This window comes from Methylobacterium sp. WL18, from assembly GCF_008040015.1.
Classification (GTDB): Bacteria; Pseudomonadota; Alphaproteobacteria; order Rhizobiales; family Beijerinckiaceae; genus Methylobacterium; species Methylobacterium mesophilicum.
Genome location: NZ_VRVD01000054.1, coordinates 1 through 16145 on the forward strand (window position 1 = coordinate 1; position 16145 = coordinate 16145).

The following is a 16145-nucleotide window of genomic DNA, read 5'->3' on the forward strand; positions in this document are numbered from 1 at the left end:
GGCTCGCGAGCGTCCACGTGCTCGGCCAGGGGATCGGAGCCCTCTGCGGCGGCGCGGCGTTCCGGATCGCGCCCGCGCTGCCGTTCTGGACCTGCGCGACGTTGGGCCTTGCCCTGATCGTTGCCGCCGTGCGGCTTCGCCCGGACGACCCCCGTCATCCGGTGGCCTGACCGGTGCGGCCGGTCCCGAGCAGCCGGACGGTCGCCATCGTTGCGAGGCCGGAAAGGAACGTCGCGAGCCCGAACAGGGCGCCGTAGCCGAGGAGGTCGGCGAGCTTGCCCGAGATCAGTGAGCCGACGAGGTAGACCACGAGTTGCGCGCAGGCGAGGATCGTGAAGTCGGTGCCCGGCTGCTCCGCTGAAGAGACCGCCATGAACAGGCTGTAGAGCGCCACGATCTCCATGTAGCGGATCAGGGTCTGGAACCCTGCCGCGCCGAACAGAGGCCACAGGCCGACGACAGCCCCGAAGGCATGCGCCGTGAACAGGGCGAAGCAGAGAGTCCGCAGCCCGCCCAGCAGGCCGAGGGTCGCGGCCGTGCCGTAGCGGCGGACCAGCAGCGCTGCGACGCCGGAGCCGGCGAGCCCCGCGGTCATCGCCGAGACGCCGGACAGGTAGCCGATCCGGTCGAGGGGTACGCCCGCATCGACCAGGTAGGCGCCCTCCATGGCCTTCACGAGCCCCTCACTCACCCGGTAGGTGAGCGCCACCCACAGGATGGTGTGCACCTCCGGCCGCCGCAGGAAGGCCCGGATCGAGGGCCGCGGCGCGGTGGCGCCGGTCTCGGGCGCTTCCTCGCGCATGGCGAAGGCGGCCAGCAGCGGCGGCACCGAGAAGGCCGCCGCGCTCAGCAGCATCCCGGTCCAGCCGACATGATGGTAGAGGACGAGGCTCAGCGTTCCGCCGACCACCACCCCGAGGGCGACCGAACCCCCCTGTATGGCGTTACCGATGGCGCGATCTTCCGGCCGCAACCGCTTCACGGCGTAGCCGTCGGTGGCGATGTCCTGCGTCGCGATCAGCAGCGCGGCGAGGAAGCCGACGCCGATGATCCCGGGCACGTTGGTGGGGCCGAGCGGCAGCATCGCGAGGATGCAACCGATCACGCCGACCTGGGTCATCACCACCCACCCCGCCCGGTGCGCCCGCGCGAAGGGCCGCACACGGTCGATCAGCGGCGCCCAGAGGAACTTCAGCACGAGGGGCAGGAACAGGAGGCTCAGATAGCCGATCCCCGCCCGGGACACGCCGGCCTCGCGCATGATCGGCGGGAGCGCAGCGGCGATCAGGTAGGAGGGGATCGCCTGCGCCATGTAGAGGGCGGCGAGCACCACGAAGAGCGAGTACCGCTCGCGCCGCCCGTCGGCCGTGACGGCCACGGCGGCGGGTGCCGAGGAGGCGGCGCTCATGAGAGATAGGCCCGTGCGGAGGCCCGGGCGGCCGGCTCGTCGGGGGCGATCTCGATCGGGAAGTTCCAGAGCCGGCGGAATACGTCGGCGCCCGCCTCCTCGAAGCCCGGCCGCACGATCACGAGGCCGCGGCAGTGCCGCTCGAGGTCGGCGCGCGTGCGCTTGAACCAGAGAGCCTGGGCCTTTTCGGAAGCCGCCGAAAGTTTGCCGACGCCGCCGAGCACCAGGATCAGGGCGAACGGCTCAGTCCGTGCGCCCACCTGCTCCAGGGCGTCGAGGTAGGCGGTCTCGTCGCCCGGCTCGGTTGGACCGAGATAGCGCAGGACCATGAGGTCGTCGGCCTCTTCGAGGGCGACCATCCCTCAGAACGTCCTGCGGTAGCCGACGGTGACGGTGCGCCCGAGCCCGAAGACGGTCAGGTTGCGCACCGAGGTCGCGGTCGGATTCCAGTAGGCACGGTCGAACAGGTTATCGACGGATGCGTAGAGCTCGCCCCCGGCCAGGGGGGCGCCGAACGCGGCGTTCACCGTGAAGGCGTCCTTCAAGCGGAAGCGGGTGCCGATGAGGTCGATGCGGGCGTCGCGGCCGCTGAAGCCCTCACCCTCGACCCGGAGCGAGACGCCGTTCGCGAACAGGTAGGTCCCCGATAGCGTGCCGTGGAAGGGGGCGCCGATGCGGTTGTTCGGCAGGTAGCTGTCGAGGCGCCCGTCCTTGTTGGTGTCGTAGCGGCCCTCGCGGTAGCCGAGTACGGTGCCGAGATTCAGTTGCTCCGTGACCTGCGCGTTCCCGGTGAACTCGACCCCGTAGATCATCTCCTTCTGCTGGCTCAGCTTGTTGGTGAGCGGGTCGAACGTCGTGCCGTCGTCGGAGGTCGACACGAACCCGCCGAGGCTGCCGGAGAAGATCCCGCTCCGGCCGCGGACGCCGAAATCGTAGGAGTTCACGATCTGCGCCTGCGGGGCGATGCTGGAATACGCGATGGTGGTGCCCGCCGGCAGGCAGAACGGACGGGAGATCGGGCAGGCATAGGCGAGGGACAGGCCGGCCCGGCGCGTGAAGGCGCCGATATCGGCGAGCGCGTAGCCCTGGCTGAAGCCGCCGTAGAGGTCGATGCCCGGCAGCAGGTTGAAGGTCGCGCCTGCGTTGAAGGTCGGGGCTGAGTAGGAGAACTTGCCGCCGGTGACGTTGAGGGCTGGCAGCACGAAGGTCGAGTAGCCCAGGGCGTTGCGCGCCGCGCTTGCCGCGAAGGTCGTTGGCCGGGTGAAGCCCGCGACGTCGAGGTCGAAGTGCTCGTAGCGCATGCCGGCACGTACGGTCAGCCGCTCGCCGATCGGCAGCTGGAGCAGGGCGAAGCCGGCGTAGCTGTTCTGCTGCAGGGGCGTGAACACGTCGGTGCCGTCCCGCGCCCGCTGCCGGGTTGATTCCGAGATTATGTCGGAGCCCCAGGTCAGCTTCAGCCCGGGCAGGAGGACGCTCAGGTCGGTGTCGAGGGTGAGGTTGATGCCGCCGCGCTCGGTGGCGAGCGCGGTCTGGTTGGCCAGGCTCGTGGGCGCGGTGGGGATGAACGAGTAGGTGACGAACGGGTTGGCCGGATAGGCGAACTGCGAATAATTGAAGCGCTTGTTGATGTCGTTGTAGAAACCGAGGATCGAGAAACTGCCGAGCGGCGTATCCCGATCCGTATAGCGTAGGTACAGTGAGCGCGTATCCTCGGCGACCGGCAGGCCGATATAGCTTCGCGCGTAGTCGGGCCGGGCGAAGGAGCCGCTGTAATCGGTGAGGTAGCGCGGATCCTGGTTGAGCAGGATCTGGGTGAGGCCGAACTCGACGCGTTTGGTGAGATCGAGGTCGTAGCCGAGCCGCAGGTTGATGTTGCCGAGCTGGAAGCGGTCGGCACCGCCCTGGCCGAGCTGACCGTCGGAGGGCAATTCCCGCCCCTTGCCGTCGAAGGTGCGGGTGGCGAACCGACCGGAGCCGGTGAACGCGTAATCGACGCCGTCCGGCACTTTGCCGGTCACACTGATCGATGTCTCGGGCGCGACGCCGTGAACCGGGTCGGCCGTGAAGGTCCGGATCGCCGTGTTGACCGTGACGACCGGAGCCCCGTCCGTCGGGCGCCGGGTGATGAAGTTCACGGTGCCGCCGGTGGCGCCCGCGCTGTAGAGGCTGGAGGCGCCGGCCACCACCTCGATCCGCTCCACCGAATTGAGGTCGATCAGATTGAGGATGCGCGAGACGTCGCGCAGCGGCGTATTCACCGGCACGCCGTCGATCAGCACCAGGAGGTTGCGGCCCCGGAAGCTTTCTGAGGCGCTGGAGATCGTGCCGTTCGGTACCGAGAAGCCCGGCACCAGCTTCGAGAGCACGGCCGAGGGACTTGAGGTCAGGGCGAGTTGCTGGCGGATCTGGTCGCGGTCGACGACCTGGACGCTCTGCGGCACGTCCTCGATCCGGCGCGGCGCGCGGGTGGCCGTCACAGAGATTTCGTCGAGGGCGACGACGGGTGCGGCGGTCTCGGCCCGGGCCGGCCCGGCCAGGGCAGTCCCCGCACCGAGGATCGCGACGAGACGAATGGTACGCATGCTTGTCAGACCCACCCCTGCGCGTCCGCGTTGGGACGCCTTCCAAAACTGCCGGGCCGGATTCTGCGTGTAGAGAACGCGAGACATCGACGTCCGCCCAGTTTAAAATTTGTCTAAATCGATATTATCGCGACTTTCAGCGCCGAGACGATTGGTCGAGGATGCATAAAGTCTCGACATCTCTAGGCCGCTCTAACATGATGATTTCGCTCCCGCTTGGACTCGGGCGCGCAAGAGTACGGACTGCTGCGCAGCTACGCGGCGAGGGGGCGCGATGACGAAACGACGTTGCCTGGTCGCCACGCCGACGAGGGGCCCGGTATGGACGCCGCGATGAGCGCCGCAGTGCAGGCTGCGACCCGCGGGGCGGCAGCCGGCATCGTCCCGGAGACGCGCGAGGACTCGGATTCCCTTCCGTTCCGGGGCCGGACGGCGATTCGCATCGTTCCGGACCTCGGCATCGCCTCGGTGTTCGAGCCGTCCCGCTCCTGGCGCGACGAGGGCCCGGGCGAGCGCCTGCTGCTGGTGCGGCCCGCAATCGGGCGACTCGAGGTGACCCAGGGCGGGTGCAAGGTCGCCTGCTGCTCCAGGGACGCACTGCTGGTAGCCACGAGCCGGGGCGCCCTCTTCGACGCGCTGGGCGTCGACCGGATCGACCTCCTGGCGATCGACCGGGAGCGGCTGACCGGTCCCCTCGCCGCGCTGGAGACAGGGCACATCCGGCGGATCGGGCGGGACCATCCGGGCCTGCAGACGCTGACCGTCTACGGCGCGAGCCTCCTGCGGGGCCTGATCCCCGTGGGCGCCCCGGGCATCGCAGATCTCGTCCGCGAGCACCTCGCGCAGCTGCTGGCCTTCATCGTGCGCGAGCCGGGCCCCGCGATTTCCGCGCCCGGCCCGAGTCGGCGCGACCTGCGAATCCAGGCGCTCAAGGCTGAGGTCGAGCAGCGCCTCGGCCGGCCGGACCTGAGCCTGGAGGCCGTGGCGCAAGCCCAGCAGATCTCCAGTCGGCAGGTCCAGGCGATGTTTCAGGCAGAGGGTGAGACCTTCTCGGGCTTTGTCCTCGCCCGACGCCTCGACCGGGCGATGCAGCGCCTGACGGATGCCGAGGATGCCCGGCCGGTGAGCGAGATTGCCTTCGATGTCGGGTTCGGCGACCTGTCCTACTTCAACCGCACGTTCCGCAAGCGCTTCGGCCTCACGCCCTCACAGGTCCGACGGTCGGGCGCGACCATCGACCGAGAGCGTTTCCGCGAGCGGGATTTTGCGATGGATCGTTGAGGGCGTCCGCGGCTGGGAGGCCCGCGCCGACCGATCCGATATCCTGCCGCTGCCGGCGGCTTCAGATGGTGAGACGGCGTGGAGCGGGTACCGGGAATCGAACCCGGGTATTCAGCTTGGAAGGCTGCTGCTCTACCATTGAGCTACACCCGCGCGGGCGGACCGTTAGCACGCCGTCCGGCCCGTGAGAAGATGGGCTTCTGGGCCGTGTCGGCGATCGGTTGAAAGGCGCTGGGAGATACGCGGCTCTCGGAACGCAATCTCGACAAGCAGCCCTGAACGAATGTAATGCGTTCGAAAAAGCCTGGCACGGAGCTTCTGATGAGCCATGTGCAAGCCCATTACGACAATCTTCTTGCAGATCACTACTCATGGATGAACGGTTCATCGTTCGATGAAAAGGTTTCCGAGCAGCGGAATCTGCTTTGGGATCTTGGAATATATTCACGAACGAATGGTCGAGCCATCGATCTCGGTTGCGGGCCTGGCTACCAGAGCTTTGCTCTCAGCGATCTCGGCTTCGAATCAGTTATTGCAATCGATAACTGTCGCGCTCTGCTCGATGAATTGAATGCTCTTAGAGCGGGAACTCCTATCGAACCGCGATTGGCCGATATGCGCAGCTTCGCGACATTGGTTGAGCGCGAAAGCGTCGATGCGATTGTATGTATGGGCGATACCCTCACGCATCTCGACGATCGCGGCGACGTATCGAAGCTCTTCCGCGATGCGCATGACGTGCTACGTGTGACAGGTCGTTTGGTCCTGACGTTTCGCGATCTTTCGCTCGAACTGACAGGATTAGATCGCTTCATTCCGGTTCGGGCGGACGACCAGCGTTTGATGGTCTGCGCACTGGACTACGAGCCTGAAAGCGTCGTCGTGACCGATATCATCCATATCCGCGACAATGACGGTTGGACGCTGCGCAAAAGCAGCTATCGGAAGCTGCGGCTTCAGCCTGCTGCCGTGGCGAAGGAATTGCAGGCGATTGGCTTCCTCGTCGATCAGGACCGCTCCGTCGGTAGACTGCACGCCATCGTCGCCCGGAAGCCGTGATGCCCGAAAGGCTTCGCGAGTGATCGCTTGTCGGCCAACGAGATTTGACGCGGTCCAAGACGGGGGTGCGGAATATGATTCCGTTCAGCCCAGACCCAGTGCGGCCCGCGCCTCGGCGGGGCTGGCGACGTTGCGGCCGTGGCTGCGGACCGCCGCGGCTGCGAGGCCGACCAACTCGGCGTTGCTCGCCGCGAGCCGGTCCTTCGTCACCCGGATGTTGTCCTCCAGGCCGGTGCGGACCGCATCGGCGCCGCGGGCAAGCGCCCACTCCATCACGACCGCCTGGTTGCGGCCGATCCCGGCGGCGGTCCAGGTGGCGTCGGGCAGGATCCGCCGCGTCTCGGCGAGCAAGATGTCGAGCAGGTGCTCCTCGGCCGGCATCGCGTTCTGGACGCCCATCACGAACTGCACGTGCGGGCGCGCGTCGATCAGGCCCGCCTCCACCAGCCTCTTGGCACCGTGCAGGTGCGACAGGTCGAAGATCTCGATCTCCGGCCGCACCCCGTGCTGCTTCATCTGGCTCGCCAGATCGGTCACCAGGCCGGCGCCGTTCTCGTACACGATGGTCGGGAAGTTCACCGAGCCGGTGGAGAGTGACGCCATGTCGGGGCGGTGCTTCAGCGAGAGCCCCCGGGCGGCGGGATCGCGCCCGCGGCCGCCGGTGGAGAACTGCACGATCATCCCGGGGCAGTGCGTGCGCAGCCCCTCCTGCACGGCGGCGAACTTGTCGGGGTCGGAGGAGGGCGATTCGTCGTCGTTGCGCACGTGGATATGGGCCAGCGTCGCGCCGGCCTCGAAGGCCTGCTGCGTCGACTCGATCTGCTCGGCCACCGTGACCGGCACGGCCGGGTTGTCCTTCTTGCGCGGCACCGAGCCGGTGATCGCCACCGCGATCACCACGGGCGTTGCGCTGCGGGATCCTGCCATGGCGTGTCCTCCCTGATTTCTATTCGCGGTCGCACCCGGGATAGCGGCGCGCGCCGCGAAACTGAACCTGTTGGGCGGATGAGACGGTCTCTGTACGGAACATCGCCCATCGGGTGACAGGCGCATGCGAGAGCCAGTTTGACCCTTGCCCCCCGCACGGCCACAACGGGGCGAAGCAACCCGTGCCCTCATCCTGAGGCGCGTTCGCGCAGCGGTCGCCTCGAAGGAGGTCTCCAGTCTGCCGGGCGAGTCCTCGATGGCTCCTTCGAGGCTCGCTGCGCTCGCGCCTCAGGATGAGGGCGCGAGGGGGAGCAAGCGAGTGAGGTCTCAGTGCATTGAGGCTTCGGTGCCGGCCACGTGGGGCGGCGAGGAACACGATGATCGACACGATCCTGGTCCTGAACGGGCCGAACCTGAACCTGCTCGGCAAGCGGCAGCCGGAGATCTACGGGCGCGAGACCTTGGCCGATGTCGAGGCCCTGTGCCGCGAGACAGCCGCCGGCTTCGGGCTGGGCATCGATTTCCGCCAGAGCAACGCCGAGCACGTGCTGATCGACGCGATCCATGCGTTCCGGGTCGGGTCCGCCGGGATCGTGATCAATGCCGGGGCCTACACCCACACCTCGGTGGCGATCCTCGATGCGCTCAACACCTGCGAGGTGCCGGTGATCGAGTGCCACATCTCGAACGTCCACCGGCGCGAGGCGTTTCGGCATCATTCCTACATCTCGCTCGCCGCGACCGCGGTGCTGGCCGGGTTCGGGACGCACGGCTACGCCCTGGCGATCCGGCACCTGGCGCAGCTGCGAGCCAAGGCCGGCGCGGCCTGAGAGGCGGATAGCGTCGGCTTCAGGGTTGACGCTGGCGGAGACAGGGCGGAGGAGACCGGTCAGGCCTTCCCATCCTCGCGCTCCTCGGCCCGGCCTCCGGCGGTGAGCGCACCCAGCGGAGCGCGCACGCCGCATGACCACGTCGTTCCTGCCCATCGACCGGACGATCATCGCCCGCGAAGCGGCCAAGATGTTCCTGGAGATCCAGGCCGTCCATTTCTACAAGGACGAGCCGTTCAAGTTCACCTCGGGCTGGGCCAGCCCGGTCTATATCGACTGCCGCAAGATCATCTCGTTCCCGCGCCTGCGCGCGACGCTGATGGATTTCGCGACCGCCACGATCGTGCGCGAGATCGGCTACGAGTCGCTCACCCATGTCGCGGGCGGCGAGACCGCCGGCATCCCGTTCGCCGCCTGGATCGCCGACCGGCTGATGCTGCCGATGCAGTATGTGCGCAAGAAGCCGAAGGGTTTTGGCCGCAACGCCCAGATCGAGGGCGAGGTGGTGGAGGGCGCTCGGACCCTGCTGGTGGAAGATCTCGCCACCGACGGGCGCAGCAAGGTGAACTTTTGCCAGGCCCTGCGGGACGCCGGCGCCCAGGTCGATCACTGCTTCGTGCTGTTCTACTACGACATCTTCCCCGGCAGCGCCGCGCTGATGCAGGAGACCGGGATCAAGCTGCACTACCTGACCACGTGGTGGGACGTGCTGGCGGTCGCCAAGGAGATGGGCACCTTCGATCCGAAGACGCTGACCGAGGTCGAGAGCTTCCTTAACGCGCCGGCCGAATGGTCGTCGGCCCACGGCGGCATCTCCTCCTTCGGTCAGGGCTGAGGAGCCGAAAGCGATGAGCGTCGCCGACCTGTTCCCCGCCGCGCAGCCGCCCGCTTCCATCGCGGCCGACCGGATCACCATCCGTCGGCCGGACGACTGGCACATCCACCTGCGCGACGGCGCGATGCTGAAGGCGGTGCTGCCTTACACGGCGGCCCAGTTCGCCCGGGGCATCATCATGCCGAACCTGGTCCCGCCGGTGACCACGGTGGCGGCCGCGCGCGCCTATCGCGAGCGGATCCTGGCCGCGCTGCCCGCCGGCCTCGATTTCACCCCGCTGATGACCTGCTACCTGCGGGACGACACCGATCCGGACGAGATCGAGCGGGGCTTTGCAGAAAACGTCTGGATCGCGGCCAAGCTCTACCCGGCCGGCGCGACCACGAATTCCCATGCCGGCGTCACCGACCTGATCGGGCTCGCGCCCGTGCTGGAGCGGATGGAGCGGATCGGCATGCCGCTCCTGATCCACGGCGAGGCGACCGATCCGGAGATCGACATCTTCGACCGCGAGGCGGCGTTCATGGAGGGCAGCCTGATCCCGCTGCTCGCCCGGCACCAGGGCCTGAAGGTCACCGTCGAGCACGCCACCACGGCCGAGATCCTCGACGTGGTCCGGGCCAACCGGAGCCGCGTGGCGGCGACGATCACGCCCCACCACCTCGTCATCAACCGCACCCACATCTTTCAGGGCGGCCTGCGCCCGCACCTCTACTGCCTGCCGGTGGCCAAGCGCGAGCGGCACCGCCTGGCGCTGCGTGCGGCCGCCACCTCCGGCGAGGCGTGCTTCTTCCTTGGCACCGACACCGCCCCGCATGTCCGCGGCGCCAAGGAGGCCTCCTGCGGCTGCGCCGGCGTGTTCTGCGGGCCAAGCGCGCTTCAGACCTACGTGCAGGTCTTCGACGAGGAGGGCGCGCTGGACCGTTTCGAGGCGTTCGCATCGCTGAACGGGGCGCGGTTCCACGGGCTGGAGCCGAACGCCGCCACGGTCACCCTCGAGCGGCGGGAGAGCCGCGTGATCGAGGCGGTGGCCGTGGAGGACACCGCCGTGGTGGTGTTCCGCGGGGATGAGACGCTGCCTTGGGCGGTGGTCTGATAAGGCGCCGGTAGGAGTTCGCACCGGCCCCACCGTCATTGCGAGCGTAGCGGCGCAACCCAGGGAAACGCCAGATTCCGTGAGCGCGCGCTGCCCTAGGTTGCTTCGCTATACTCGCAATGACGGTGCTGAGCCTGGGGACGGGATCAGGAACGACCGCGCATTGCGCGCGCGACGCCGGCCGCTTGAACGTCAGCCGAATCCCTGCACATCTCTTGTCTCCCCAACTATCGCTAGTGGTAGACCGTCGCACGCGACAAAACGTGTGATCGACCTCACCAAGCCTCGGCCATGCCGGCGCGGACCGCGATAGGGAGACGATCGACCATGCAGGATGAGCGACAGAACGGCATCACGGCGCTTGGTGCCGTGGATCTCGCGGCCGCCATTCGCGGCCGGGTCGTCTCCTGCGTCGAGGTCATGCGGGCGTACCTGGAGCGGATCCACCGGCTCAATCCGCAGGTCAACGCCATCGTTGGGCTCCAGGACGACGCGGCGCTCCTCCGAGAGGCGGAGGCGCGGGATGCCGCGCTCGTCCGCGGCGAGGCCGTGGGGCCGCTGCACGGGTTTCCGCTCGCCGTGAAGGATCTCGATGCGGTGCGCGGGCTGCCGTTCACGCAAGGGTCGCCCATCTTCGCCGACCGGATTGCCGAAGTGGACACGATCATGGTCGCCCGGCTGCGCGCGGCCGGGGCGATCTTCATCGGCAAGACCAACATTCCCGAATTCGGGCTCGGCTCGCACAGCTTCAACCCGGTCTACGGTGTGACCGGGAACGCCTACGATCCGGAGAAGAGCGCCGGCGGATCGAGCGGCGGGGCCGCTGTGGCGGTCGCGCTCAAGCTGCAGCCGGTGGCCGACGGCAGCGATTTCGGCGGCTCGCTCCGCAACCCCCCGGCCTTCAACAATTGCTACGGCCTGCGCCCGAGCTGGGGCCGGATCCCGGTCGAGACCAAGGACGTGTTCAGCCCGGGCCTATCGGTGCTCGGTGCGATCGGGCGCAGCCCCGCCGATATCGGCCTGATGTTGTCGGTCCAGGCCGGCTACGATCCCCGCTGCCCGAACACGATCCGCCAGGACCCGTCGGCCTTCGCGAGCCCGCTGGCCCGGGATTTCCGCGGGACGCGGATCGCCTGGCTCGGGAATTTCGACGGCCAGATCCCGTTCGATCCCGGGGTGCTCGAACTCGGCCGCGCCGCGCTCGCGACCTTCGCGGAGATCGGCTGCGTGGTCGAGGAGGCCGCGCCGCGGTTCGACATGGAGCAGCTCTGGCGCGATTTCCTGACGTTGCGGGCGCTGTCGGTCTCCGCCGCGCTCCGGCCGCTCTACGACGAGCCCGGCCACCGGGCGCAGATGAAGCCCGAGGCGATCTGGGAGGCCGAGCGCGGGCTTGCGCTCACCGCCGATCAGGTGGTTGCCGCCCTGGAGGGGCGCACCCGCTGGTACGAGACCGTCCGCCGCTTCATGGACAACTACGATTACCTGGTCATGCCGAGCGCGCAGGTCTTTCCGTTCGACAAGGGCCTGCGCTGGCCCCGGGAGGTCGGCGGCCACGCGATGGACACCTACCATCGGTGGATGCAGATTGTGGTCCCGGTGACCATGTCCGGCCTGCCGGCCCTCGACGTCCCGGCGGGCTTCGGAGACGCCGGCCTGCCGACCGGCATCCAGATCGTCGCCCGCAACCACGGCGAACTCGCCTGCCTCCAGCTCGGCGCGGCCTACGACGCGGCGAGCAACTGGGTGCGCCGCCGGCCGCCGCCCCTGCACTGAGCGCGCGGCCGATCCTTGGCTTACGCGTTGACCGAGTGTCAGGTCTCCGGTATGAGGCCCAACACTTCACGTGCGAATGGCTTGAATCCGATCCCGGATTCATCGATCGCCGCGAGGCAGGTTCGGATATCCGATGAACGCGGTTCTTATTGTAGCGGAAGCGTCACCGACGGGGCGGCCCTAAACCAGGGCCGCAATCCGAGCGGTGGCGCATGCAGGGTCCCTCGGGGCCCTTTTTTATTGCCCGCTGCCCGGTGACACACCACGACCAACGAGATCCACGCGTTCGAGATAACGACGACCACAGGACCTTCGAGCGAGGCGGATGCCGCCTCGCGTGACGAAGGTGCAGGACGACAGGAACCGGTCCGTCCGGCGGCGCACGAACGCCGCCGACGATCCGGGGAGCGGAGGAGGAGAGCATGGGCGGCGAGGTCATGACCGGGGCCGAGATGGTCATCCGGGCATTCCGGGATCAGGGCGTGGACACGCTGTTCGGCTATCCGGGCGGTGCCGTACTTCCGATCTACGACGCTCTGTTCCACCAGGACGCGGTGAAGCACGTGCTGGTCCGGCACGAGCAGGGCGCGGTCCACGCGGCCGAGGGCTATGCGCGCTCGTCCGGCAAGGTCGGCTGCGTGCTGGTCACGTCGGGGCCCGGCGCCACCAACATCGTCACCGGCCTCACCGACGCCTTGCTCGATTCGATCCCGCTCGTCTGCATCACCGGGCAGGTTCCGACGCATCTGATCGGTACCGACGCCTTCCAGGAATGCGACACGGTCGGCATCACGCGCCACTGCACGAAGCACAATTACCTGGTCAAATCGATCGAGGACTTGCCGCGGATCCTGCACGAGGCGTTCTACGTCGCCGCGAACGGCCGGCCCGGCCCGGTCGTGGTCGACCTGCCCAAGGACATCCAGTTCGCCTCCGGCCTCTACGAGCGCCCGGAGATCGCGAGCCACAAGACCTACCGTCCGGCGGTCAAGGGCGACGGCGACAGGATCCGCGCGGCGGTCGAGCTGATGGCAACCGCGCGCCGCCCGGTCTTCTACACCGGCGGCGGCGTCATCAACTCCGGCCCCGAAGCCTCGCGGCTGCTGCGCGAGTTGGTCGCCGAGACCGGCTTCCCGGTCACTTCGACCCTGATGGGGCTCGGCGCCTATCCGGGCACGGATTCGAAGTTCCTGGGCATGCTCGGCATGCACGGGACCTACGAGGCCAACCTGGCGATGCACGAATGCGATGTGATGATCTGCGTCGGCGCCCGGTTCGACGACCGGATCACCGGCCGGCTCGATGCGTTCTCGCCGTTCTCCAAGAAGATCCACATCGACGTCGACGCCTCCTCGATCAACAAGGTGGTGAAGGTCGATGTCGGGATCGTGGGCGACTGCGCCTCGGTTCTGGCCGACATGCTGGAAGCTTGGCGTGCCCTGCCGTCGCGGCCGGAGAAATCCAACCTCGACCCATGGTTCCAGAAGATCGGCGCCTGGAAGGCGCGCGACTGCCTCGCCTACTGGCCGTCGGGGACGATCATCAAGCCGCAATATGCTGTGCAGCGCCTCTACGAGGCCTGCAAGGACCGCGAGACCTACATCACCACGGAGGTCGGCCAGCATCAGATGTGGGCGGCGCAGTACTTCAAGTACGACGAGCCGAACCGTTGGATGACGTCGGGTGGCCTCGGCACGATGGGCTACGGCTTGCCGGCGGCGATCGGTACGCAGCTCGCCCACCCGAAGGGGCTGGTGATCGACATCGCCGGCGAGGCCTCGATCCTGATGAACATGCAGGAGCTCTCGACCGCGGTTCAGTACCGGCTGCCGGTCAAGGTGTTCATCCTGAACAACGAGTACATGGGCATGGTCCGGCAGTGGCAGGAGCTGCTGCACGGCTCGCGCTACTCGCAGAGCTATTCCGAGAGCCTGCCGGACTTCGTTAAGCTGGCGGAGGCCTACGGCGCCAAGGGCATGCGCTGCGAGAAGCCGGGCGACCTCGACGGCGCGATCGCGGAGATGCTGGCCTATGACGGGCCGGTGCTGTTCGACTGCATCGTCGACAAGACCGAGAACTGCTTCCCGATGATCCCCTCGGGCAAGGCGCATAACGAGATGCTCCTGTCCGATTACCTCGGCGAGACCGGCGTCGAACTCGGCGACGTGATCTCCGAGGAAGGCAAGATGCTGGTGTAGGTTGCTTGGCGGCGGCCCTTCGGGGCCGCTGCCCGCCGCATGGGCGGCGGCGCGCTCGGATCGCCGCCAAAAGCAGGACTGGACGAGGACGAAGCCGGCGATGAACGCGATGAACACCCACTACCCCGATGCCGGCCGCGTCGAGCCTGTGAACCGGCACACGCTCGCCGTGATCGTCGACAACGAGCCCGGCGTGCTCGCCCGCATCTCCGGCATGTTCTCCGGCCGCGGCTACAACATCGAGAGCCTGACCGTCTCCGAGACCGAGGAGGCGCGCCATATCTCGCGCATCACCATCGTGACCACCGGCACGAACGCAGTAATCGAGCAGATCAAGGCGCAGCTCGATCGGCTGGTGCCGGTCCATCGGGTCGTGGACCTGACGCTCCAGGGCAATGCTCTGGAGCGCGAGATCTGCCTGGTGAAGGTCAAGGGCGAGGGCGAGCACCGCAGCGAGGCCCTGCGCCTGGCCGCCGCCTTCGGCGCCAAGACGCTCGACGCCACGCTCAACTCCTTCGTGTTCGAGCTGACCGGCGCCACCGAGGAGATCGACCGGTTCGTGCGTCTGATGAGCGTCATCGGGCTGGTGGAGATCTGCCGCACCGGCATCAGCGCCATGGGGCGGGGTTCGGAGCCGCTGTAGGAAGCGGCGGCCCGGATCTGCTATGCTCCGGCGTCCTCGCGGGAGGCGGTGCGATGGAAGCCAAGGTGATTCGCTGGGGCGATGATCTCGCCGTTCGGCTGAGCAGCGCGGAAGCCGAGGAACTCGGCATCCGCGAGGGTGAGACCGTCGAGATCATCTCGAAGGGGCGGCCGAAGGTCGAGCCCAAGCAATGGACCGGGCGTCGGTACGTTGACGGGTTGCCCGTTTATACGTTGGCCGAGATGATTTCTGAGGCGCGGCGTCTGGGGCCGGAGGCGGAGCCTGAAACTATCGATTGGGGGCCCGATCGCGGTTCCGAGATCATCGATGACGCCAACGATCCGTACTGATTGGCAGCCGCATCCTGGCGAATTGCTTCTGATCGATCTCGAACCGGTCCGCGGCACCGAGCAGAAAGGTATCCGGCCGGCGCTCGTCGTATCGGACCCGGACATGAACCAGCTGACGCGCCGGGTGATCATATGCCCGATCACGCGTAACCCGCATCCATGGCCAACCAAAGTCTTCCTGCCAGCTAGTCTGGTCGTCGAAGGCGCCGTGTTGGTCGATCAAGTCCGTTCGATCGACCGGGCGACCCGGATCCTCAGAAGCCTCGGGTCGGCACCGGACGATGTTGTCGCCGAAGTGCGCGGCAAGTTGCGTAGTCTTCTCGGCCTGACTTTCGACGGTGCGGACGCCCCCTCAGTGCAGCAACGGTAAGAACTCCGAATGACCACCCGCACCCTCTACTACGCCCCCGGCGCCTGCTCGCTGGCCGCCCACATCATCCTGGAGGAATCCGGGCTGTCGTTCGAGGGCGTCAAGCTCAACCTCGCGGCGGGGGACCAACGCGCGCCGGAATACCTCGCGATCAACGAGCGCGGCCGGGTGCCGGCCCTGGTCGAGGACGGCTGGGTGCTGACCGAATGCGCGGCGATCCTGCGCCACGTCGCCCGCACCGTGCCCGAGAAGGGCTTTTGGCCCACCGACCTGCGCGAGCAGGCCCGGGCCGACGAGTGGCTCGGCTGGCTCGCCGCCAACCACCACGTCGCCTACGCGCATGTCCGCCGGCCGGAGCGCTATACCGCCGACGAGGACGCCTTTCCAGGCATCCGCGACAAGGCCGCCGACACCTACGGCGACCTCTGCACCATGACCGAGGTCCACCTCTCGAACGGCGGCTGGGCGGTGGGGGATCGGTACGGCGTCGTCGATGCCTACCTAATGGTCTTCTGGGTCTGGGCGTCCGGCGCGTCGCTCAAGTTCGATATGGCCGAGCGCTTCCCGGCCTGGCACGCCCATGCCCGCCGGGTCGCCGAGCGACCGGCGGTGCGGGCCGTCTTCGCCCGCGAAGGGCTGACCCTGCCGGCCTGAACCCGAGCGGCGCAGGGCGATCGCTTGAAGGGGATCAGGCGGTCTGAGTGACGATGGCTCTGAGGTAGTCGTGGTTCCAAGCGGCGGCTTTTCTGCGGGTCTTGAGGCTGTCCGTGTCGGATGCGGTGCGGATGAGGTT

Annotated in this window: 15 protein-coding genes and 1 tRNA gene; 11 read left to right on the forward strand and 5 right to left on the reverse strand. The window is 67.7% G+C overall.

Annotation, left to right across the window (positions count from 1 at the left end):
• Window positions 1–154: 154 nt before the first annotated feature.
• The 3 genes from FV228_RS07440 to FV228_RS07450 are packed head-to-tail and all read right to left on the reverse strand — an operon-like array spanning window position 155 to window position 3990.
• A complete protein-coding gene (locus FV228_RS07440; protein WP_147897679.1) occupies window positions 155–1408 on the reverse strand; it encodes an MFS transporter in 1254 nt (417 codons plus the stop codon).
• Window positions 1405–1767 (reverse strand): hypothetical protein, encoded by a 363-nt coding sequence (locus FV228_RS07445; protein WP_147854019.1) that lies wholly within the window; start codon window positions 1765–1767, stop codon window positions 1405–1407. Before FV228_RS07445 ends, FV228_RS07440 begins: the two co-directional genes overlap by 4 nt.
• 3 nt (window positions 1768–1770) lie before the next feature.
• Window positions 1771–3990, reverse strand: a complete 2220-nt coding sequence (locus FV228_RS07450) for a TonB-dependent receptor (RefSeq protein ID WP_147854020.1) — start codon at window positions 3988–3990, stop codon at window positions 1771–1773.
• Window positions 3991–4323: 333 nt separating this feature from the next.
• Between FV228_RS07450 and FV228_RS07455 the strand changes: the two genes are divergently transcribed.
• Window positions 4324–5271 (forward strand): AraC family transcriptional regulator, encoded by a 948-nt coding sequence (locus FV228_RS07455; RefSeq protein WP_187277672.1) that lies wholly within the window; start codon window positions 4324–4326, stop codon window positions 5269–5271.
• A 79-nt stretch (window positions 5272–5350) separates the two neighbouring features.
• Here the strand turns inward: FV228_RS07455 and FV228_RS07460 are convergent.
• A tRNA-Gly gene (locus FV228_RS07460) sits at window positions 5351–5424 on the reverse strand.
• A gap of 168 nt (window positions 5425–5592) precedes the next feature.
• Here FV228_RS07460 and FV228_RS07465 point away from each other — a divergent pair.
• Complete coding sequence (locus FV228_RS07465) at window positions 5593–6330, forward strand: class I SAM-dependent methyltransferase (protein WP_187277673.1); 738 nt, start codon at window positions 5593–5595, stop codon at window positions 6328–6330.
• Window positions 6331–6414: 84 nt separating this feature from the next.
• Here the strand turns inward: FV228_RS07465 and FV228_RS07470 are convergent, their stop codons facing one another.
• On the reverse strand, window positions 6415–7257 hold the full coding sequence (locus FV228_RS07470; protein WP_147854023.1) for a 3-keto-5-aminohexanoate cleavage protein: 843 nt from the start codon (window positions 7255–7257) through the stop codon (window positions 6415–6417).
• Between the two features lie 377 nt (window positions 7258–7634).
• Here FV228_RS07470 and aroQ point away from each other — a divergent pair, with 377 nt between their 5' ends.
• The 9 genes from aroQ to FV228_RS07515 all read left to right on the forward strand — a co-directional run bounded on the left by aroQ (window position 7635) and on the right by FV228_RS07515 (window position 16006).
• Window positions 7635–8087 (forward strand): type II 3-dehydroquinate dehydratase, encoded by a 453-nt coding sequence (aroQ, locus tag FV228_RS07475; RefSeq protein ID WP_147854024.1) that lies wholly within the window; start codon window positions 7635–7637, stop codon window positions 8085–8087.
• 133 nt (window positions 8088–8220) lie between these two features.
• A complete protein-coding gene (locus FV228_RS07480) occupies window positions 8221–8922 on the forward strand; it encodes an orotate phosphoribosyltransferase (RefSeq protein WP_147854025.1) in 702 nt (233 codons plus the stop codon).
• Window positions 8923–8935: 13 nt separating this feature from the next.
• Window positions 8936–10018, forward strand: a complete 1083-nt coding sequence (gene pyrC, locus FV228_RS07485) for a dihydroorotase (RefSeq protein WP_147854026.1) — start codon at window positions 8936–8938, stop codon at window positions 10016–10018.
• 327 nt (window positions 10019–10345) lie between these two features.
• On the forward strand, window positions 10346–11791 hold the full coding sequence (locus FV228_RS07490; RefSeq protein ID WP_147854027.1) for an amidase: 1446 nt from the start codon (window positions 10346–10348) through the stop codon (window positions 11789–11791).
• A 422-nt stretch (window positions 11792–12213) separates the two neighbouring features.
• Window positions 12214–13989 carry an acetolactate synthase 3 large subunit gene (locus FV228_RS07495; RefSeq protein ID WP_147854028.1) on the forward strand — a complete coding sequence of 592 codons (1776 nt, stop codon included), beginning with the start codon at window positions 12214–12216 and terminating at the stop codon, window positions 13987–13989.
• Window positions 13990–14089: 100 nt separating this feature from the next.
• Window positions 14090–14632 carry an acetolactate synthase small subunit gene (ilvN, locus tag FV228_RS07500; RefSeq protein ID WP_058193937.1) on the forward strand — a complete coding sequence of 181 codons (543 nt, stop codon included), beginning with the start codon at window positions 14090–14092 and terminating at the stop codon, window positions 14630–14632.
• A gap of 53 nt (window positions 14633–14685) precedes the next feature.
• Window positions 14686–14982 carry a MazF family transcriptional regulator gene (locus FV228_RS07505; protein WP_147854029.1) on the forward strand — a complete coding sequence of 99 codons (297 nt, stop codon included), beginning with the start codon at window positions 14686–14688 and terminating at the stop codon, window positions 14980–14982.
• Window positions 14960–15352 carry a type II toxin-antitoxin system PemK/MazF family toxin gene (locus tag FV228_RS07510; protein WP_147854030.1) on the forward strand — a complete coding sequence of 131 codons (393 nt, stop codon included), beginning with the start codon at window positions 14960–14962 and terminating at the stop codon, window positions 15350–15352. The genes FV228_RS07505 and FV228_RS07510 overlap by 23 nt, the downstream gene beginning before the upstream one ends.
• 9 nt (window positions 15353–15361) lie before the next feature.
• Entirely contained in the window at window positions 15362–16006 is a 645-nt protein-coding gene (locus FV228_RS07515) for a glutathione S-transferase N-terminal domain-containing protein (protein WP_147854031.1), read from the forward strand.
• Window positions 16007–16145: the final 139 nt, after the last annotated feature.